This is a genomic window from Prochlorococcus sp. MIT2309, assembly GCF_059772305.1.
The window spans coordinates 1,558,449-1,576,481 of record NZ_CM186282.1 but is presented as its reverse complement, the minus strand read 5'-3'; the positions used below and the strand labels follow the sequence as shown (position 1 = coordinate 1,576,481).

Annotated in this window: 23 protein-coding genes; 10 read left to right on the top strand and 13 right to left on the bottom strand. The window is 34.2% G+C overall.

Going from position 1 to position 18,033, the window contains the following annotated elements; genetic code table 11:
* Window positions 1-472 precede the first annotated feature (472 nt).
* On the top strand, window positions 473-883 hold the full coding sequence (locus AC6EJA_RS08565) for an MAPEG family protein (protein ID WP_498502240.1): 411 nt from the start codon (window positions 473-475) through the stop codon (window positions 881-883).
* Between the two features lie 92 nt (window positions 884-975).
* On the opposite strand, the gene AC6EJA_RS08560 is transcribed toward AC6EJA_RS08565, so the two are convergent.
* The 3 genes from AC6EJA_RS08560 to AC6EJA_RS08550 all read right to left on the bottom strand — a co-directional run bounded on the left by AC6EJA_RS08560 (window position 976) and on the right by AC6EJA_RS08550 (window position 2,404).
* Window positions 976-1,248, bottom strand: coding sequence for a hypothetical protein (locus AC6EJA_RS08560; protein WP_498502239.1), 273 nt, complete (start codon window positions 1,246-1,248; stop codon window positions 976-978).
* A 104-nt stretch (window positions 1,249-1,352) separates the two neighbouring features.
* Window positions 1,353-1,511, bottom strand: coding sequence for a hypothetical protein (locus AC6EJA_RS08555; RefSeq protein WP_498502238.1), 159 nt, complete (start codon window positions 1,509-1,511; stop codon window positions 1,353-1,355).
* 569 nt (window positions 1,512-2,080) lie between these two features.
* Window positions 2,081-2,404, bottom strand: a complete 324-nt coding sequence (locus tag AC6EJA_RS08550; RefSeq protein WP_498502237.1) for a hypothetical protein — start codon at window positions 2,402-2,404, stop codon at window positions 2,081-2,083.
* 209 nt (window positions 2,405-2,613) lie between these two features.
* On the opposite strand from AC6EJA_RS08550, the gene pstS reads away from it, so the two are divergent.
* Window positions 2,614-3,603 carry a phosphate ABC transporter substrate-binding protein PstS gene (gene pstS / locus AC6EJA_RS08545; protein ID WP_498502236.1) on the top strand — a complete coding sequence of 330 codons (990 nt, stop codon included), beginning with the start codon at window positions 2,614-2,616 and terminating at the stop codon, window positions 3,601-3,603.
* 247 nt (window positions 3,604-3,850) lie between these two features.
* On the opposite strand, the gene AC6EJA_RS08540 is transcribed toward pstS, so the two are convergent.
* Window positions 3,851-4,372, bottom strand: coding sequence for an AbrB family transcriptional regulator (locus AC6EJA_RS08540; RefSeq protein WP_498502235.1), 522 nt, complete (start codon window positions 4,370-4,372; stop codon window positions 3,851-3,853).
* Between the two features lie 208 nt (window positions 4,373-4,580).
* Between AC6EJA_RS08540 and AC6EJA_RS08535 the strand changes: the two genes are divergently transcribed.
* Window positions 4,581-4,808 (top strand): hypothetical protein, encoded by a 228-nt coding sequence (locus tag AC6EJA_RS08535; protein WP_498502234.1) that lies wholly within the window; start codon window positions 4,581-4,583, stop codon window positions 4,806-4,808.
* 19 nt (window positions 4,809-4,827) lie between these two features.
* Here the strand turns inward: AC6EJA_RS08535 and AC6EJA_RS08530 are convergent, their stop codons facing one another.
* From AC6EJA_RS08530 to AC6EJA_RS08520, 3 genes are all read right to left on the bottom strand, one after another.
* A complete protein-coding gene (locus tag AC6EJA_RS08530) occupies window positions 4,828-5,253 on the bottom strand; it encodes a nuclear transport factor 2 family protein (protein WP_498502233.1) in 426 nt (141 codons plus the stop codon).
* A 203-nt stretch (window positions 5,254-5,456) separates the two neighbouring features.
* Complete coding sequence (gene arfB / locus AC6EJA_RS08525; protein WP_498502232.1) at window positions 5,457-5,891, bottom strand: alternative ribosome rescue aminoacyl-tRNA hydrolase ArfB; 435 nt, start codon at window positions 5,889-5,891, stop codon at window positions 5,457-5,459.
* A gap of 529 nt (window positions 5,892-6,420) precedes the next feature.
* Window positions 6,421-6,594: a hypothetical protein gene (locus AC6EJA_RS08520; protein WP_498502230.1), complete on the bottom strand. Its 174-nt coding sequence runs from the start codon at window positions 6,592-6,594 to the stop codon at window positions 6,421-6,423.
* A 166-nt stretch (window positions 6,595-6,760) separates the two neighbouring features.
* On the opposite strand from AC6EJA_RS08520, the gene AC6EJA_RS08515 reads away from it, so the two are divergent.
* A complete protein-coding gene (locus tag AC6EJA_RS08515; protein ID WP_498502229.1) occupies window positions 6,761-6,913 on the top strand; it encodes a hypothetical protein in 153 nt (50 codons plus the stop codon).
* Between the two features lie 249 nt (window positions 6,914-7,162).
* A complete protein-coding gene (locus AC6EJA_RS08510) occupies window positions 7,163-7,420 on the top strand; it encodes a DUF1651 domain-containing protein (protein WP_498502227.1) in 258 nt (85 codons plus the stop codon).
* A 90-nt stretch (window positions 7,421-7,510) separates the two neighbouring features.
* Here the strand turns inward: AC6EJA_RS08510 and AC6EJA_RS08505 are convergent, their stop codons facing one another.
* Both AC6EJA_RS08505 and AC6EJA_RS08500 read right to left on the bottom strand, forming a co-directional pair.
* Window positions 7,511-7,732: a hypothetical protein gene (locus tag AC6EJA_RS08505; RefSeq protein ID WP_498502226.1), complete on the bottom strand. Its 222-nt coding sequence runs from the start codon at window positions 7,730-7,732 to the stop codon at window positions 7,511-7,513.
* A gap of 271 nt (window positions 7,733-8,003) precedes the next feature.
* Window positions 8,004-8,180: a hypothetical protein gene (locus AC6EJA_RS08500; protein WP_498502225.1), complete on the bottom strand. Its 177-nt coding sequence runs from the start codon at window positions 8,178-8,180 to the stop codon at window positions 8,004-8,006.
* Between the two features lie 300 nt (window positions 8,181-8,480).
* Between AC6EJA_RS08500 and AC6EJA_RS08495 the strand changes: the two genes are divergently transcribed.
* Both AC6EJA_RS08495 and AC6EJA_RS08490 read left to right on the top strand, forming a co-directional pair.
* Window positions 8,481-8,822, top strand: a complete 342-nt coding sequence (locus AC6EJA_RS08495; RefSeq protein ID WP_498502224.1) for a DUF1330 domain-containing protein — start codon at window positions 8,481-8,483, stop codon at window positions 8,820-8,822.
* 28 nt (window positions 8,823-8,850) lie between these two features.
* Window positions 8,851-9,051 carry a DUF8681 family protein gene (locus AC6EJA_RS08490; protein WP_498502223.1) on the top strand — a complete coding sequence of 67 codons (201 nt, stop codon included), beginning with the start codon at window positions 8,851-8,853 and terminating at the stop codon, window positions 9,049-9,051.
* Window positions 9,052-9,068: 17 nt separating this feature from the next.
* Here the strand turns inward: AC6EJA_RS08490 and AC6EJA_RS08485 are convergent, their stop codons facing one another.
* The 3 genes from AC6EJA_RS08485 to AC6EJA_RS08475 all read right to left on the bottom strand — a co-directional run bounded on the left by AC6EJA_RS08485 (window position 9,069) and on the right by AC6EJA_RS08475 (window position 12,230).
* Window positions 9,069-10,133 (bottom strand): methyltransferase domain-containing protein, encoded by a 1,065-nt coding sequence (locus AC6EJA_RS08485; protein WP_498502222.1) that lies wholly within the window; start codon window positions 10,131-10,133, stop codon window positions 9,069-9,071.
* A 241-nt stretch (window positions 10,134-10,374) separates the two neighbouring features.
* Window positions 10,375-11,271, bottom strand: a complete 897-nt coding sequence (locus tag AC6EJA_RS08480; RefSeq protein WP_498502221.1) for a hypothetical protein — start codon at window positions 11,269-11,271, stop codon at window positions 10,375-10,377.
* A gap of 80 nt (window positions 11,272-11,351) precedes the next feature.
* Window positions 11,352-12,230 (bottom strand): metal ABC transporter solute-binding protein, Zn/Mn family, encoded by an 879-nt coding sequence (locus AC6EJA_RS08475; RefSeq protein ID WP_498502220.1) that lies wholly within the window; start codon window positions 12,228-12,230, stop codon window positions 11,352-11,354.
* A 389-nt stretch (window positions 12,231-12,619) separates the two neighbouring features.
* Here AC6EJA_RS08475 and AC6EJA_RS08470 point away from each other — a divergent pair, with 389 nt between their 5' ends.
* Window positions 12,620-14,323 carry a protein adenylyltransferase SelO family protein gene (locus tag AC6EJA_RS08470; protein WP_498502219.1) on the top strand — a complete coding sequence of 568 codons (1,704 nt, stop codon included), beginning with the start codon at window positions 12,620-12,622 and terminating at the stop codon, window positions 14,321-14,323.
* A 21-nt stretch (window positions 14,324-14,344) separates the two neighbouring features.
* Window positions 14,345-16,102, top strand: a complete 1,758-nt coding sequence (locus AC6EJA_RS08465) for an FAD-dependent oxidoreductase (RefSeq protein WP_498502218.1) — start codon at window positions 14,345-14,347, stop codon at window positions 16,100-16,102.
* Window positions 16,103-16,269: 167 nt separating this feature from the next.
* Here AC6EJA_RS08465 and AC6EJA_RS08460 read toward each other — a convergent pair whose 3' ends face one another.
* The gene (locus AC6EJA_RS08460; protein WP_498502217.1) at window positions 16,270-16,572 is read right to left on the bottom strand and encodes a DUF8646 family protein; all 303 of its coding nucleotides are present in this window, start codon (window positions 16,570-16,572) and stop codon (window positions 16,270-16,272) included.
* A 385-nt stretch (window positions 16,573-16,957) separates the two neighbouring features.
* Between AC6EJA_RS08460 and AC6EJA_RS08455 the strand changes: the two genes are divergently transcribed.
* On the top strand, window positions 16,958-17,965 hold the full coding sequence (locus AC6EJA_RS08455; protein WP_498502216.1) for an SDR family oxidoreductase: 1,008 nt from the start codon (window positions 16,958-16,960) through the stop codon (window positions 17,963-17,965).
* Window positions 17,966-18,033: the final 68 nt, after the last annotated feature.

Here is an 18,033-nt window from a genome sequence, read left to right as displayed (position 1 = left end):
CCCTTACTAAACAATATTTAGTTTTCTTAATTAAAAATGATCATTCAATTCATTATTTTAAGTTTTCTCCTAATCAAAAAAAAATTTTAAATAATTCAATTCTTACTTTTACTTTTGGGAAGGGAATGACACCTGCAATAGAAAATTAGGTCGGCAAATAATCGACTGTTGAGATTAGTATGAGTTTTTCATCAAAAAATGGGGGCAACATGACCACCTAATTGATTGTGCTTGGATTGTAATTAATTCATTAGGTGTGAAATGAGGCGAAAAAGCTTAAAAGGCATCTTAAAGAAAATTGATGAATATTGATGGCAAGAAATTTTTTAAAATTATTTTTACTCTTAACTTCGACTTCCAATACAAAAATCAATAAAATAATTTTGAAAGAAAATTTTCCAATAAATAGCCCTAAATGATGATTAATTTCACAATAATAAAAACAATACTCTAAGCTAACATTTTGACTTTTATGGAAAATGCATTTGCATTAAGTCTTTGTCTTTCCAGTTTTGTTGTAATGACATCTATTGCTCCTCTAACTTATGGAAGAGTTAAAGCTGGTTATTCTTCAGAAAATATGAGTGCTCCAAGAGCATTATTTGATGATTTACCAAATTTCGGAAAAAGGGCTGTTTGGTGTCATCAAAATTGTTGGGAAAGTTTGATATTTCATGCTCCCGCTTGTCTCTTATGTCTCATATCTGGAGTGGTATCTCCAATAGCCTTAGCAGCTGCATGGATACATCCTTTTGTAAGATTGATTTATATCGTGGTTTATGTCGGGGATATCCCTACGGCAAGGGGGATTTCTTGGGCCTTTGGAATATTATGTTCAATAATACTCTATAAATATGGTTTGTTTGAGGTGCTAAATACTTGAAAACAAGTAATATTAATTAAACTTAGTGGCTAATAATATTTTTTTTATGACTGATAGATTTAAAAAATAAAAGCAATATTTCTGCTTTACTTTTAAAAAGTAAGCTCTGGCTTAGATCCCACAACTTTATTCCATTCTTTAGCTGACACCTTCAGATATTTCAACACAGGTAGTATTGCTTCCTTGTTAAAACATTCTGCAGGTATTAATAACTCAGTATTAAACCACTTCACTAGAGGATCTATGATATAAAAATTACCCTGGTCTTTACTACTTCTTATCATAATCAAAGCAACTACTCCAAACCATGCAAAACTACATAATGAAAGCACATACAATGCAATACACAAATTTGTTGTACACATAATCCTTAGTTGATATATATCTGAAACTAACGCCTCATTTAATAATGTCTATACCTTGTTTATTAAAACTTTTCATAACGAATCTAAATATGGTCAATATGACTTTATTTTCCCATATCATATAAATTTTTTATCAAATCAATTGCATTGAGATTTAATCTATTTTCATACTTTTTTATTGGCTTGAATTCAAAACTACTTAGCTCATCATTTTTTATCATGTGTGTACTAATAAAAGGGTCAACTGAAATTTTTTCAATCATTATCAATAGGGTTGCTTTTTTAAGATTCTGATAAAATTCAAATAAATCAAGTCAGTATTTTCACTCATATATTATTTTTAGTAATTTTTATGAAATTTTGATTTTTTTAAATCTCTTCATATTCTTAAAACTCGAATTTACCTTAACTTGACAAGGTTATTAATCCACTCAGCATGAAAGCAAGGGAAATCGTCTCATGCAGTTAATCCATGGAGTAAATACTTAATGGTATTGGAATTTACCTTTGCGTGGATCAAAAAAAAACCAAATTGCTAAATAAAAATTACATGAATGTGATTTATGCACTGCGAAATAAAAAAAATAAGAGTATTTTCGTTATTATTTTCTTGTAATCATGGGATTAATTGGAGAGGAGCTTACTAAGGCTGTTGACTTTTTAAACCTCCAAGAGTCAACTGGAATATTTATTTTATTTCTGGTGGTAAGTGCACTATTTTCATTTTTTTCAATCGGTATGGTTTCACTCTTTTTTACTCCACAGACAAAGCTCAATTAATTAATAAAAAAATAATTTATGCCATCTGAGTGAGAGGTTTGAAAATTTGCAATCACGCATCCTCTTTGGAAAGAACCTCTGCATCAACAACCTCTTTAGAATCAGTGGCAAAATTTATTTTTTGGTCTATCCATGAATTAATACTTTCAACCAAAGGTTTAGAACCTCTGTAGATAAATAAAGTAGTTGGGAGGACACTTATTAATCCAACCAACGGGCTTTTAAAGAGTAATCGACCAGCCTTAACGTTAAACAAAACAATCAAAATGGATGGTATCAGTACACTGATGAACAATTTCGTGGCTCTCAACCATCCAACCCGATATATCCACCAGATAGAAATGATACCTACAACATAAATAAATAAATATGTCATGTCCTGATCATAGTTAAGTCTATGGTGATTTGAAAAAAGTTAGCCGTTTAACAAGGTTTAATTTCACAAGCAATTCATCAAAATTTCAATAATCAATAACATGTTCCTAAAGAATAGAGATCCTTAGGAAAAGTCAACACATCAAAAAAACAGCTAAAAACTTGATGCCTTTGACGGATAATACATTTGAAATCAATTGCGGGCTTTTTATGCGTATTTCAAAAAAGGCCAGGTTCATCATACCTCTCAGCATTCTTTGTATTGGATTAATTTCATGCAGCGCGCCCACCACTAAGTCAAGAAGACTTAGTGGTGCGGGTGCGACATTCCCTTCAAAAATTTATACACGTTGGTTTTCAGATTTATATACGGATGGTGGGCCAAGGGTGAATTATCAAGCTATTGGATCAGGTTCTGGTCGAAAAGCTTTCATTGATCAAACAGTTGATTTTGGAGCTTCGGACGATCCAATGAAAGCTGAGGATATTGCAAAAGTGTCACGTGGATTGATTCAAATTCCAATGGTGGGAGGTACTGTTGCTTTCGGATATAACAATCCTGAGTGTGATCTCAAGCTTACTCAAGAAAAAGCAGTTCAAATTGCTATTGGCACCATTGATAATTGGAATGAACTAGGTTGCCCAACTCAAAAGCTTATTTGGGTGCACCGCTCAGATGGATCTGGAACAACTAAAGCCTTCACGAATTCAATGGAGGCATTTTCTCAGAATTGGACATTAGGAACCGGTAAGTCTGTTGCATGGCCTTCAGGCGTTGGTGGGAAAGGAAATGCCGGGGTTGCAGGTATCATAAAAAAGACTCCTGGAGCGATTGGGTATATCAACCAATCCTATATTCAAGGAAATATTAGAGCAGCTGCACTTCAAAATTTATCCGGCGAGTTTGTCAAACCCAATATTAAGGCTGGTGCCATAGCGCTTAATAACATTGATCTTGATGAGAATCTAGCTGGGAAAAACCCAAATCCAAGTGCAAAAGGAGCTTATCCAATTGCAACTCTCACTTGGATACTCGCTTATCAAACGGGTAATGGCTCAAAAACAGAGTCTATTAAAAAATCTCTTAACTACCTTCTCAGCGATAAGGCTCAGAATAAAGCCTCTAATTTGGGTTTCATCCCTTTAAAAGGAGAAATACTAAATAAAGCTCGTAATGCCGTTACTAAAATTAATTATTAACATTAAAAAGATTTCATTACTTAAACTATTTTATTTAATTTATAAATAACTTATGCGAAATTAGTAGTAGAATTTAAAAAATAATTACGGGTTAAGTAGATATATTAATATTCTACACTATTCAAAAGAAGTCAATGTTCATGAATACATCAGAAAAGATAGTTAGTTATTTTTTTATCTTCACTAAATTCTAAAATACTTGAAATCCAATTTAAAATCAATTTATTTAACTTTTTTAAAACCTAAATTACTTTAGGATATCAATACCTTTACCAAGCGTTAAAAAATTTACAATTAAAGGAACAAGAAAAAGAACAGTTATTAACCTAACCGCATGAAGCGCAGCCACTGCTGCGCCAACACCAAATTCTGCCCCAATTAGACTCATCCCGATAGTTCCGCCAGGCGCTGCACCTAAAAGAGCAACTATTTTTTCAACTCCCAAATATTTGCTTACAGCCAATCCCACTAAAATGCCGGTAATTAAAAGAGTAAATGTAATTATTAATGCAGGTTTCCATAGAACTTGCAATTCCCCCAATGTATCTTTATTAATCCCCGTGCCGATAACAGTCCCAATACCTATCCCCAAGACCGTCTTTGTACCTAAAGGCCAAGCTGCTACGTCAAGCAAACCGCTAATGCTCAATAAACCAGCGCCCAATATTGCTCCCAAAAGTGGGGCTGCAGGGATCCCTGTAAAAAGCAGCAGAGACCCAAAAGCAGCGCCCCCGAGAATATAAAGTAATAAAGTGATTAGCGAAGGCATCTGAGTGTTTTAATAGTTGTCTGGGTTTCAATCTTTTGTATTGATTTCTGAGATTTTAGTTAGTGAAACTGATAATCACAAATAATCAACTAAAGAAAGCTCCAAGCTCAATAAATCTATTAAAAGTCAAGTTTGGGAAGTTGCAAAAGTTTTTTAGAGAAAATTTTGTTATAGCTTATTCAGTAGCTTCAAGAGCATTATGAACGCAATGAAAAATTTCGAATGGATAAAAATAATATTGATTATTACAACTATTATATGTGCGGCAAGTCTTGCTCTGATCGCAATAACTCTTCAGCCAGTTGCAAAATGGGCTAACTTCCAAAAAATATGCGTTGAGCAAGAGAGTCAAAAAGCGCCCATCTCATGGGCAGTCAGGAAATGTAACGGGAGGTCGAAGGTATATCAGATCAAAGATTCCAGCAAAAGCCAATAGTTCTGTCTTACAAACTAATTCAGTCAACAAACAAAGAATATAACCAACGAAAAAAGTTCCCTAAAATTGGAACATTAGCAAAAGTGCATGAGCAAAAGTCAAAGTAATCTCTGTGTTCAACAACTTTTTGATACTCATTAAATCTTAACCTAGTTGTTCCCTCATAAATAAATTCAAAGCCTTTTATTTTAAGCCCCATAGTCCATTCAACGAAAGCTACATTATTGGTAAATGCAATGGCATGGGGTTTGAGGAAGACATCATCGCATCGTTTAATTAATTGATTTTGAGCATTTACATATGCATCAATACCTTCTTTTTTTTGAGTAGGGTCGATGAATATGACATCCTCACTGTAAAGAGACTCCCATTTTTTTTTATTGGGGGGGGCATCTCCATATGACAAAGTAAAAAGTCTTCTTAATTCCTCTTCATTAGTAAGCATAAAGAAAAAATTCTTAGATGTTATTCACAATCTATATCAATTAAATTGAAATTGTGGATTAAAAAATTTAATCAAAGATTATAGAAATACTGTTTATCTGTATTTGATTAAAGATAATTTTATGAACCAAAAATCTGCCGCATCATAAATAACGATCAAAAAACAAGAAAAAATCTATCTAGTTTTCAGAAAAGATTTGATATTTAATATAAATTGTCAGATATGGATTTATATCCTCTATTTTTTTTTATTTCTCCTCGTCTCTTTTTTTCCTGAATTCTTTTCCTTTTTGAGGATTTAGAAGGGAGAGTCTTAATACGTTTTTTAGGAAGTGGCTTCAAAAGTCTCTTAAGTGTTATTGAAAGTTTTTTCAACGCAAGCTTTCTATTCTTTAACTGAGTTCGTTCCTCTTGAGCAAATATAATGATATTGCCACTTTTAAATTTATTTTTAGAGTTGAGTTTTATAAGATGTTTATCAGAGGCAGATAAAACTTTTGATTTCTGAACGTTAAAAATTAGTTCTACCTTACTATCAATTTTATTCACATTCTGGCCTCCTGATCCAGATGATCTTGAAAATCGCCATTTTATTTCACTGGATGGGATAATAAGTCTTGAGCTTAAATAAAGATCCAAGTTATTATTTTGAGTTTATATTTAAGTTAAAGATTATTAAATATTAATAAAAAAACTATTATTTTGAGTTTTTAAAATTATACGTCTCTTCTCTGTACTTTTTCATTGTTTCCTTACCTACAGCATCTTCTATTAATTCAAAAAACCAATTTTTCACAGCCTTTATTGGATTAGCCATAACGAAAAGAAAAACTTAAAATCCTTGGTAAACCTTGGTCGCTAATAGTCCAATAATAATTACCATAGCAACTCGACCATGGATTAACTCAGATCTACTCATGCGAGCGAAGATAGACATCGATATACTATCAACTAATTCAACATAAACTACTTTTCACCAAAACTCTATGGGTAAAAACTACAGGTATTCAGGAACTTAAACCTATTTTTACAAAACAAAGTTAAAATAATGTTTGATAATTCTCGCGTGGATGACAATAGAGCAAATAGTTTAGTATGGGGTTTCTGAAATATTGAGAACTGCATGTAAATAGGTCCTATGAAAACTGTTGATTTATAAATAAATCGATTAACTTTTTACTGGTTGAAAAGCAGGAATCATTTTTCCTCCCCCAAAATCATCATCGTCATTGGAGATAGCGCGGGATATTAGCTCAATCAAGACTAGAGCAGCCATAGGGTAAAAACACCACAAAACAGCTTTCCACATTGGGAAACTATCAACCAGTTGTAATTCAGACATGCATTTTTGTTTTTCTTAATCTTAGGAATCAATAATAACAACCGTGATTCGGTTTACACCAATCATGCACAGGCAAGCTTTTTGATTTAATCAGTAATCGCACTCACATAATATTCGATTATAATTAAGTATAACTGTTATGAACAATCTCTAGTCTTAACCAATAATGACAATACAAAATATATTAATTTTACTTACTGGTCATATATTAGTAGGCTATTCAATAACTTTAATTTTTAGCTGGAGTTGGATACCTCTCACAAAAGAAGAACGCTCTAGAGGTAAATCTCTATCGTCAATACAAAAACATATTTCCTGATTAATAATTAATAAACTGAATTTCTTTTGCTAATTATAAGTTATTCAATATCTGACAATTTTAAACATTTGATTATTATTATTCACAAATTTTTACTAATGGTTAAGTTACCACAAAAAATTCGATTATTAGCGTGTCCAGCAATATGCTATAGTATAAATGTACCATTCACCTGGTTGGTTCATAAAGCAACTCCGGTAATCATCCAGAGGAAAGGTCAACCTTAGTTTTAAATAGCTGATCTAAGCAGTGCAGAAAAAACAATCAATCCCAACTGGGTGGTTAATCAACCCCAAAGGTGAAATGGTTCTTTTTTTTATAAAAGATCCAAAGTCACTAATGCGTCTACCACAAATTATTACTCAGCTTTGGTATGCTCTTGATGGGGTTCCCATTCGAATAAAAAACTCACGAACTCTTGATTTAAACAGCGCTGCTGAAACTTGGAATGAATTAATGCGCAGTGGGTGGAAATTAGTTGAAAACGAACAAATAGAGGCATCTTGAACAAATAAATAACAAATTGACTAGTCTCCAAATTGATGATTTTTAAAATGTGTATACGCAATTATTTTATTAATTAACTTTAAACATTCATTAGATTCTTCTATTACTGTTTTTTTTTAGTTCAGGAAAACAGCTTGTTATTTCAATCAATTCTCTTATTTCATCCTCAGCATAGTTCGAGGCTTGACTTCTTTTCACTCCACTACCCTCCTCTAGCCCCTCCATTCTCATTTTTTCTCGAATTAATAATTGGCGTTCTTCACTTGACATTCTTTTAAATCTTTTTTTTCGATCATGTGACGTCTCTTTCATTGAAAAAGTATAACTAACAATTAACTATAAATGATTTTCAGTCTCATATGTTTCAATTGATAAAACAAGGGCAGAAAAAGATATCTATTTAATTGACAAATCTTGATTAAAGCTTGTGTTAACAACACTAAGTATAATTTAAAATATTCATTGATATATCTTCTAAGTAAATGAATTAAAGCCACCAGCAAATATAGGTTTAAATACAAACTACACTAAATTCTTAAACGTAGATCAATTTGGGTATATTTTATGATTTTTAAAGGAGAAATTATCTGAGAGATGTACAGAACCAAACTCTCTCTTTCAATTCATCATCTGCGAGCCATTCTTTAAATTCACCAGCTAATGCAAGTCTATCGTTCCCTTTTAATTGATTCAATCTGAGTAGAACATAATCTAAAGCCACCTCAATTGACTTCATTGCCTGATTGTCGCTAGAAGACATAAAGACTCCTTGAGTAGGTAAAACATAAAAAGTAATAGAGCTAAGAAGACAAGACTTTAGTTCTAATACTTTATTTTAATGCCTTATAAAGCAACAGTAATAAACAATGCTCCTATGATACAAAGATTTTTGCTCCTTTAACTTAAAAATCACTCAAACTAGATCAATTCTCATTTTTCTGATATCAATTGGACATTAACTCATGAAAAAGCTAATTATGAAATGCTTAAGCAGCGAATTTTTTTGCGACTACAATATGTCTATAAATAAATTCACTTAGGTCTTACAGAGATTAGCCTTATGGACAAAAGAGGAGCTAAAGGGTATTGGATCTCAACTGCAAAAGTTGTCGATCAACAACTTTTTTCTAATTATGTTGAGAAAGTAGTGCCATGGTTGGAAGCTGTTGGTGGACGAGTATTTGCGAAAGACACAAGCCCACAGGGGAAAGAGCAAACAAAAGGTGCAAACTTGGCAGTGATATGTGAATTCCCATCAATGCGTGCAGCAGTTGATGCCTATGAATCAAATGAATATCAAGATTTATCCAAGTTACGACATGCTGCCACTAAGGACTCAACTTTCACCATAATGGAAGGTATGGATGAAACTGAAAAATTAAGAAGAGCAATGGGCAAATAAAATTGAAAAACGCTATTTAAATCATTCGATGGAAGTAAAGCCAGGAACAATACCTCTTGTAACTCTAGCTTTTATTTTTGCTGGTCTACAAGTTTGGTGGATTTCTCTCACTTTGAGAAATAACAAGTCAGTGTTAAAAACAAAAGAAAACATTTCAGAGAATAATCATTCAAAAAAGGATTCATTAAAAAAGCAAAGAGATAGACTCGAAAAACTTCTTAAAAAATAGAGCTAATTCTAAGACAATCAACAACAACTGCTATTACTGATGTTAATTTCATCTGATTTCATATCTTCAAAAGGCGAATTTAATCCACACCCCTTAAAAATCCCAAAATGTCTACTGAAGTCTCCAATAAAATGAAAGTGTGGTGAAAAACGTGATTCAAGAAGCATTCTGAAGGTATTTGAACAAACTGGAAATATTTTATTTTTTTCCATGCGATGATGCTTATCAAAGACAAACATGTCAATTTGATCAGGAATAGTTCCTCTGTAAATTACTGCTTGTCCATAATCCTCGCAGGCATCTTCAATCTCTGCTACGTTGAAAAGTCTGTATACTGCTGAATAAAATTTAATTGAACCAGTCTTTTTTAATAACTCAGGATCAGTAATCATTAAGCCGCGATCTGTTATGAGCCTGGGATCATTGAAACCCTCTTGTTTTGCAATACGAAGAAAATCATTCCAATAAAGGGAACCGCTTAGACATTCTCCATAGAGCAAAGGATCCTTTTTTAATTTTTCCGGTATACGGCGATCAGAATAAATATCAGCAAAATAAAATTCTCCGCCAGGCTTTAAAAGCTTCTTAATACCTGAAAAAACGGCATTTTTATTAGTACTCAAATTTACAACACAATTTGAAATCACCAAGTCAAAGCTATTGGGATTAAGATTAAGTTGATCAAGTTCTTCTATATAACCTTGATAAAATTGAAAATTTTTAAAGCCAAACTTATCAGCATGATAATCACTATATCTATTCGCAACAGCTAATTGATTTGATGTCATATCAATCCCAATAACCTCTCCTTTTTTTCCCACTAATTGCGAGAGTAAATAGACATCGCGACCACTACCACAGCCTAAATCAAGAATACGTAATCCCTCTAATAACGAGGGTGCAACTAAGCCGCATCCATAATAATGAGAGAGGACTTCAGGATGAATCAAATCTAGATATTTCTTCAGTTCCTCTGGCACGTTTGTTGAATCACAACAGGCTGAGGTTTTTAAATCAGCGGTGCTTTTAAGAGTTGCCCCATAATATTCCTTGACTATTTTATTAAAAGAATTTTCGCTCATTTGCACTTCATACTCCTAAATGAGATTGATAGTAAATAAGTTATTATAAAAACATAACCACTTGCTCATTATAAAGGTAGAAATTATTTTAGATATTAAATCAAAGTCAATTATAAGTAAAAATATACCAAATATCGATCTTTGAGAGAAAGAAAGAAATTTTCTATCAAACATCTTAAAATCTCTCACACCTTTCACTTAGAAATTTCAAATGATAGGAATTTGTATTTGCTTGTAAAAGCTAAAACCGGTAGGTAAGACCAGCACCCACATGATGATTCCAAGCAGCACTCCATTCATCGCCATCCTTTTTAGCAAAACTGGGTTGCCAGTGCACAAACAATTCAGTCTTATCTCCAAGTGGTCGACTAACCTCTACTTCGCCTGCGAAATCAGTTCTATTTGTCAGCCCAGAGTTGGCTCGAGGAGAATAAAAACGAGGACCTCCCTCTAATCGAAAACTCAAGAGATCATAATTAAACTCTACCCCTAAACGAGGATCCGTATAGCTACCTTGCCATTTACCATCAGATTCCCACCCTTGGCGGTGTTCAAGGCTTAAATAAGTGCCTTCAACTAAATCCGAAAATTCATCGCCTAAAGCAAAGTTAACGTCTCCTTCTCCAAATTTAAAAAGGGTTTTTGCACCAATATCATTCTTAGTACCTTTCTTTTCCTCTCCCTGTTTTTTTGTCACAACATGCGGTTTAGTATCTAAAGAGAAGCTCAATCGAGCATTAGGCATGTACTTTATTTTTAAAAGGCCACGAAAGTCTGTACGTTTAAAATCATTATCGTGAGCATGCTCTTCTTCTTCTTCTTCGCCTTCCTCATGATGAATAGCTCCGTAGAAATGATCTGCTTCACCCCAAACCAATACGGGCCCCGCAGCAGCCTCTATAGAAAACATTCCATCATCTTTTAATCCCCAATCAAAATTCATGCCTAAGAGAGCATCAAAACCCTGATGAGTAGGCGAGTTTGACTTACTATTTTCGACTCCATGATGTCCCTCAAAAGTCACATATGTTGTCTTTCTGAATTCACCAGGTTCCAAAGGTTCTTCTCCACCACCGCCATGAGCATTAGCAATAAGAGGAGATGTAGACTCAAAACTAATGAGAAAATAAATTATCATCAGTAGAGTCTTGAAAGGATTTGTTGTTTTAGAGAAAAAAGTAAGCATAGTAAAAAAATGAAATTAAAAAAATTAAGTAATTAATTTATATTTCTCCAACGAGAAGCTAATTTATTTGCCTCGTCTTTATCACAAGAAGCACCTTGAGCTTGAACAAGCAAACATATGTTTGAAGTTGCGGTTTCGATAGTTGAAAGGCCAGGAGCAAGTCCATCAAGATACAAAGGTGTATTTGTGATGGGAATCCCAGTTTTACGACTAATACGCTTTAATCTCTTTGAAGGAGGTATAGACTCAGGAAATAGAGCTAAAGCACCTGAATTCTTGAGTTCATTGCTTATTCGAGAAAGATCAGATGGTCTCATCTTTCCTCGAGTTTCAAAAGACTCAATCATGGGAAGCTCTCTCAATTTGAATCTTTCGGATAAATGAGAGAACGCACGATGCTCGGTAGCCATAACTCGATTTCTTTCAGGAATTTTATTCACCTGAGAGAAAGTCCAATCACTGAGATCTCTTAATACTAATTTTGCTTTTTCAGTTCTGAGAGAAAGATTATCCCAATCAGATTTTGGTAATACTTTCTTTAAGCTTTTCTCTAAAGTAACTGACATTAATGAAACATTGTTTGGATCGTGCCAAACATGTGGATCAGCAGAACGAGTATTTGAGAATCGATAATCTTTAAGAGATTCTTCTGCAACGGCAATAGTTGGTACGTCAGTAGGCAATCGCTTTGCAATTGGCGTCAAGTCAAAGCCATTATGAAAAATAATGCTGCTGTTCGATAAAACTTCTAATTCATTTGGTTTAAGGCGGTAAAAATGTGGATCACCAGTTGGAGGAATTAAACATGTAACATCTGCAGATGAAGATGCAACAGTGCGGACAAGGTCGCACAAAATACCATCAACTGCAACAACCTTGGGGGGGGAACTTGCCCAAGAGGCAGGTGTCATCCCGAGTATCAGCCCTGCAAACAAAGCAAAGCTTTTTGCTGAAAATACCATAGTCAAAAGACAGGGATTATATTAGAGAATGATAATCATTCTCATTCTTCTATGTAATCCCTTGGTCCGCTTAAATATCTGTCTCCTAGAAATCCTGATAATCTTAGGGTTATGTTTTCGCCTTAGGGCAGTATTATTATTAAGTCCCGAATTAATCAATATCTATGAAAATACTTTCCCTGAAATGTTTTTTGAAAGAAATTCTTTAAGCCTCATTTGATATTTTTTATTAGCTTGGTAGGGACTAGTATTGATAAAAAACAGTCAACTGGTGGGGTCAATTACGTTCTTATTTTAGAGAAGCATTGACAGTCACTCTTATCCAGAGATACAACTCGATGTCAAAAGACTCAAACTCACTTGAATTTTCCGAAATATATACTTTCTCTGAGTTTTCTAACCTTGCTGACTATTCTTTTATGGATTCATTGCAAGAAGATCCTCAAGCCACTACTGATGGCAATGATCATTTACCACGAGAAGTAAAATCAGGTCATTACGTTCCAGTTAACCCTACTGCAATCCCAGAATTTGAATACATCACACATAGCAAAACTTTATTCAAAGAATTGGGGTTAAGTGACGACCTGGCCTTGGACAAAAATTTTCAACGTCTATTTTCTGGAGATATAAGCGTAGCAAGAGGATCTATGCGTAAGACAGGTTGGGCCACAGGTTATGCATTATCAATCTTTGGAACTGAATACACACAGCAATGTCCTTTTGGTAACGGGAACGGCTACGGAGATGGCCGTGCAATTTCAGTATTCGAAGGTCTTTTCAATGGCAATCGGGTAGAAATGCAACTCAAAGGGGGAGGTACAACTCCCTACTGTCGTGGAGGGGACGGACGTGCCGTCCTACGTTCAAGCATTCGAGAATTTTTAGCACAGGAGTACATGCACTCTCTTGGCATCCCAACTTCACGATCACTAACTCTTTTTGTTTCTCGCTTAGAAACTGTTAAAAGACCTTGGTACTCTCAAAATTCTACTACGATTGACCCAGATGTCCTGATAGATAACCGCACAGCAATCACGACTCGTGTAGCATCATCTTTTATTCGTGTTGGTCAGCTCGAACTATTTGCACGTCGTCTACGTAGTAATACTCATCAGGGAGCATTAAAAGAATTAGAGATGATTGTAAAGCATCTTATAAGCCGAGAGTATAAACATGTAATTAATACAAATCAAGATCTGGCAGTTCAGATAGTCGAATTAGCAATTTTATTTCGAGAAAGGCTTATATTACTAGTAGCCAATTGGATACGCGTTGGCTACTGTCAAGGTAATTTTAATAGTGACAATTGTGCCGCTGGTGGCTTCACACTTGATTATGGGCCCTTCGGATTTTGCGAACTGTTCAATCCCGAATTTCAACCATGGACTGGCGGTGGTAATCATTTCTCATTTTTTAATCAACCAGTCGCGGCAGAAGCTAATTATCATATGTTTTATACAGCAATCCGTCCTCTACTTGTGAATAATAAAAAGGAATTAGCAAAACTTGATTCTATTCGTGAAAGCTTTGCTGATGCCATGAACAATGAGATAAACACTATGTGGGCAAATAAACTTGGCCTTATTAATTATGATCAAGATATTGTAAGCGAATTACTTCAACTTATGGCTTCATCAAAAGTTGACTACACTATTTTTTTTCGAAAATTATCTAATATACCTGACCAACTCCAGTCTCTCAAGGAAAGTTTCTACCACCCTATATCCAAGCAAAATGAGCATCAATGGAATAATTGGCTACAGCGATGGAGACATTATATTTTAAATGGTTCTGACAAACAATTAAAATCTGATCAGATGAAACTTGTCAACCCAAAATATACATGGCGAGAGTGGTTGATTGCACCAGCTTATCAGGAAGCTGAGCAAGGCAATTACAGTCTCATCAAGGAGCTTCAAGAGGTATTTAGCAGGCCCTACGACGATCAATCCCCGGAAAATGAATCAAAATACGATCGTCTTAGACCTGAGAAATATTTCAATTCAGGTGGAATATCTCATTACAGTTGTTCTTCCTAATCTCAGTATCACAAATCTAAAATGACTATTAATAATCACACTACTCAAATCTCCAATGTTCTTGTAATTGGTTGCGGTGGTGCAGGATTAAGAGCAGCAATAGAGGTCAAATTATCTGGACTTGAAGTTTTAGTTTTGGGCAAAAGACCCAAGACTGATTCACATACTGTTCTTGCAGCAGGAGGAGTTAACGCAGCTTTCGGAAATTTAGATCCCAAAGACTCTTGGGAACAACATTTTGCAGATACCTTCTTAGAGGGATATGGCATTGGAGATCCTCATCAAATCGAAATAATGGCAAAAGAATCTCCCTCTCTTGTTACTGAAATAGACAAATGGGGTGCAAATTTTGCAAAATTAACTGACGGTAGATTGGATCAAAGATTCTTTGGAGCGCATACGTATAGAAGAACTTGTTATTCAGGTGATTATACAGGCCTTTCAATTCTGAGAACACTCCTCAAGAAGGCAGAGTTATTAAATATTCCCATACAAGATAATCAATACGTTACGGAATTACTTACAAAAGATGACATTTGCTTTGGAGCTATGTCATTCAATATCACAACAGCAGAAAGAACAGTTCACTTGGCCGATGCTGTGATCTTGTGTACAGGTGGTCACACAAGAATATGGAAACGAAGCTCCTCCAGGAAATATGAAAATACCGGTGATGGATTGCTCTTGGCGTTGAATTCAGGTTGTCAATTAACAGATATGGAAATGGTTCAATTCCATCCATCTGGAATGCTATACCCCGAAGAAATTGCGGGCACGTTAGTGACGGAGGCTGTTCGAGGAGAAGGTGGAAGACTTTTAAATAATCAAGGTGAAAGATTTATGGCTAAATATGATGGAGAAAGAATGGAGTTATCAACTAGAGATATTGTTGCAATAGCCAATTACAAAGAGATAAGCGAAGGTCGAGGGACAAAAAATGGTGGGGTTTATTTAGACATAAGTCATAAAAGTAAGGAGTTTATAATGCAAAAAATACCAAGTATTTATAGACAATTCATAGATGCTCAAATGCTTGACATCTCAAAGGAACCCATGGAAGTGGCCCCTACTGCTCATTACTCAATGGGTGGGATTGTTGTCGACCCTTTAAAGCATCGCACTTCAATAAAAGGTCTTTATGCCGCTGGAGAGGTTGCTGGGGGGTTACACGGTGCCAATCGGTTGGGTGGTAATTCACTTGCTGAAATTTTAATATTTGGAAAAAGGGCAGGGCTAGCGAGTGTGAATTACTCAAACCAGCTGAATGCTCAAATAAGATCTCCTCAAGCAATTGAAATAGCTCATCAAAATATCAATAAGAGGATTAAAAGCGGTAAAGAATTAGTGAAGCCATTACAACATCAATTAAGCAATGTAATGTGGAAATATTGTGGAGTTATAAAAGAAGAAAAACTCCTCAATGAAGGGTTAGAGAAAATTCTTGCAATAAAAAATATTATTGATGAAGTTGATGTAAGAATCGATTCTCAAAGTTGCTCTGATCTGGTTGAAGTTTTTGACTTAGAATCATCTTTAATTTCTGCACAATCAACAATCTTATCAGCATTACATAGAGAAGAAAGCAGAGGAGCTCATCAAAGAAGTGATTTCCCTGAATTAAATACTTCAGATATGTACAATATTAAAGTAAATCTGGATAAAGATAGTCTCGATCTGATTATCTCAAAAAAAGGAATTCCTCCTTTAGACAATAATCTTAAGGAAGTTGTTAATCAAACTAAAAAACAAGATAATTTGAAGGGTAAATTAATTGAATAGGAATCACCGTAAATTGATCAGATTAAACGTTGATACTAAAATATTTTAACTCTGAAATCTTAAATCAGATTATTAGTAAGGCAAATCAATTTGTTGCACTTAAGTAGTTCGATAAAGCGGCTATGAAAATAAATATTTGATTATTTCACTTTTTGATGGGTATTAATTTAAGACTCCAATTCTGCTGCTACAGCTTTAACATGAGCCAATTTTGCCTCAATCATTGTTATAATCGATATTAAGAATAATCCCCCGATTCCAATTAATTGATCTGAGTTTGTAGTTTCGGAAACTCCATTAGTAATTGCGCCTAGAACAAACCATGCTGTAGCTACTCCACCTGTAGCGAAATACGGAATCCACCGCCTTTGATAAAGGTAACCCGCACCCAGCCCTGGTAAAAAATTCAGAAAGGTTGCTACCCATCCACTTGATGAAGCAAGAATTTGGTTCTTAGTTGGTTTCTGCACTTAAATATGCTAAAAGTAGATTATGTCAACTTAAAGCATTTATTGTGGAACGAAAAGTCATATTAAGAGGAAATGATCATAACCGACAACAAATTGATATGAGATCAAACTTAAAGTCTAAATTAATTAGCCCCAAATAATCAAACCACTTCTTAGAAAAGATCTTTAGATAAATAACTTAAATAATCAGAAGAAAAATTCAAATTCATCCTACTTCTAAAGCTAAAGATAAAAACTCAACATATAATTTTGAAGATTTACAGTTGTAATAAAGAACTCAAATAATTTATTTAACCAGAAATTCATATAGAAATTGAAAATAGATCAAAGAATAAATTGATTTTAAAGGATCACAATTAAAAGTTTTTACTGATATTATAAATTTATGGAAAATTTCAATGAAAAAGTTCTCGTAACTGGAGCCTCTGGATATATCGCATTACATTGCATTTCAGAATTATTTAAAGAGGGATACAAGGTTAAAGGATCTCTGAGAGATCTAAGCCGCGAGGATGAAGTAAGAGAAGCGTTAGGCTCAGAATTTGATCATCAAAAGCTAGAGTTTTGTGAATTAAATCTCCTAGAAGATAAAGGTTGGGAAGAAGCCGCCTCTGATTGTCATTATCTGCTCCATGTTGCTTCTCCATGTAAAATTGAAGAGCCAAAAAATGAAAAAGAACTTATAGAACCTGCTCTTGAAGGCACTTTAAGAGCCTTAGAAGCTGCGAATAAAACTCAAATTAAAAAAGTAGTTTTAACTGCATCAATGGGTTCCATTGCTTATGGTCATAAAAAAAGAGTTTGCGATTATAGTGATTGGACTGATATTTCTAATAATGTTGGGGCATACATAAAAAGTAAAACAATAGCTGAAAGAGCTGCATGGGATTTCATTAAAAATAATTCTATAAATTCATTTTCTATGACAACAATCCATCCTGGGATGGTATTTGGTCCACTGCTCAGTAGTGATATGGAAGGAATATCTGCAAGTCTGATCAAGAAAATGATTACCGGTAAATTCCCTGCTTTACCGGACATTTACTTTACTGTTGTCGATGTTAGAGATGTAGCCAAATTACATGTTAAATCATTAAAGACTATGGAAAGTGATGGTAAAAGAATCATTGTGACTTCAGCAAAAGGTATTCAGTTCTTAGAAATATCCAAAATATTAAGGGAGCTTGGATTTAAAAAATCACCTAGTACTTTAATCCCTAATCAAGTAATTAACTCCTTAGCCATGTTTAATAAAGACATGCGAAGTACCGCCTCTATGGTCAAAAGAGGTTGCTACGATGCAGATATATCTGAAACAATAAAAATTTATAATTGGGAGCCCATACCATTTAAAAAGACCCTAGAGGATATGACTAATTGCCTTATTAGTTAGCAACTTAATATGAAAATAAGGCTTTAAAAGCATTATTTTCATACCTTTAAATTTCACAGATAGGTTTA

Bases quoted from the DNA above. Each gene is read 5' to 3' on its own strand.
- AC6EJA_RS08565 (WP_498502240.1), top strand. From the start codon at position 473: ATGGAAAATGCATTTGCATTAAGTCTTTGTCTTTCCAGTTTTGTTGTA.
- AC6EJA_RS08560 (WP_498502239.1), bottom strand. From the start codon at position 1,248: ATGTGTACAACAAATTTGTGTATTGCATTGTATGTGCTTTCATTATGT.
- AC6EJA_RS08555 (WP_498502238.1), bottom strand. From the start codon at position 1,511: ATGATTGAAAAAATTTCAGTTGACCCTTTTATTAGTACACACATGATA.
- AC6EJA_RS08550 (WP_498502237.1), bottom strand. From the start codon at position 2,404: ATGACATATTTATTTATTTATGTTGTAGGTATCATTTCTATCTGGTGG.
- pstS (WP_498502236.1), top strand. From the start codon at position 2,614: ATGCGTATTTCAAAAAAGGCCAGGTTCATCATACCTCTCAGCATTCTT.
- AC6EJA_RS08540 (WP_498502235.1), bottom strand. From the start codon at position 4,372: ATGCCTTCGCTAATCACTTTATTACTTTATATTCTCGGGGGCGCTGCT.
- AC6EJA_RS08535 (WP_498502234.1), top strand. From the start codon at position 4,581: ATGAAAAATTTCGAATGGATAAAAATAATATTGATTATTACAACTATT.
- AC6EJA_RS08530 (WP_498502233.1), bottom strand. From the start codon at position 5,253: ATGCTTACTAATGAAGAGGAATTAAGAAGACTTTTTACTTTGTCATAT.
- AC6EJA_RS08520 (WP_498502230.1), bottom strand. From the start codon at position 6,594: ATGTCTGAATTACAACTGGTTGATAGTTTCCCAATGTGGAAAGCTGTT.
- AC6EJA_RS08515 (WP_498502229.1), top strand. From the start codon at position 6,761: ATGACAATACAAAATATATTAATTTTACTTACTGGTCATATATTAGTA.
- AC6EJA_RS08505 (WP_498502226.1), bottom strand. From the start codon at position 7,732: ATGAAAGAGACGTCACATGATCGAAAAAAAAGATTTAAAAGAATGTCA.
- AC6EJA_RS08500 (WP_498502225.1), bottom strand. From the start codon at position 8,180: ATGTCTTCTAGCGACAATCAGGCAATGAAGTCAATTGAGGTGGCTTTA.
- AC6EJA_RS08495 (WP_498502224.1), top strand. From the start codon at position 8,481: ATGGACAAAAGAGGAGCTAAAGGGTATTGGATCTCAACTGCAAAAGTT.
- AC6EJA_RS08490 (WP_498502223.1), top strand. From the start codon at position 8,851: ATGGAAGTAAAGCCAGGAACAATACCTCTTGTAACTCTAGCTTTTATT.
- AC6EJA_RS08485 (WP_498502222.1), bottom strand. From the start codon at position 10,133: ATGAGCGAAAATTCTTTTAATAAAATAGTCAAGGAATATTATGGGGCA.
- AC6EJA_RS08480 (WP_498502221.1), bottom strand. From the start codon at position 11,271: ATGATAATTTATTTTCTCATTAGTTTTGAGTCTACATCTCCTCTTATT.
- AC6EJA_RS08475 (WP_498502220.1), bottom strand. From the start codon at position 12,230: ATGACACCTGCCTCTTGGGCAAGTTCCCCCCCCAAGGTTGTTGCAGTT.
- AC6EJA_RS08470 (WP_498502219.1), top strand. From the start codon at position 12,620: ATGTCAAAAGACTCAAACTCACTTGAATTTTCCGAAATATATACTTTC.
- AC6EJA_RS08465 (WP_498502218.1), top strand. From the start codon at position 14,345: ATGACTATTAATAATCACACTACTCAAATCTCCAATGTTCTTGTAATT.
- AC6EJA_RS08455 (WP_498502216.1), top strand. From the start codon at position 16,958: ATGGAAAATTTCAATGAAAAAGTTCTCGTAACTGGAGCCTCTGGATAT.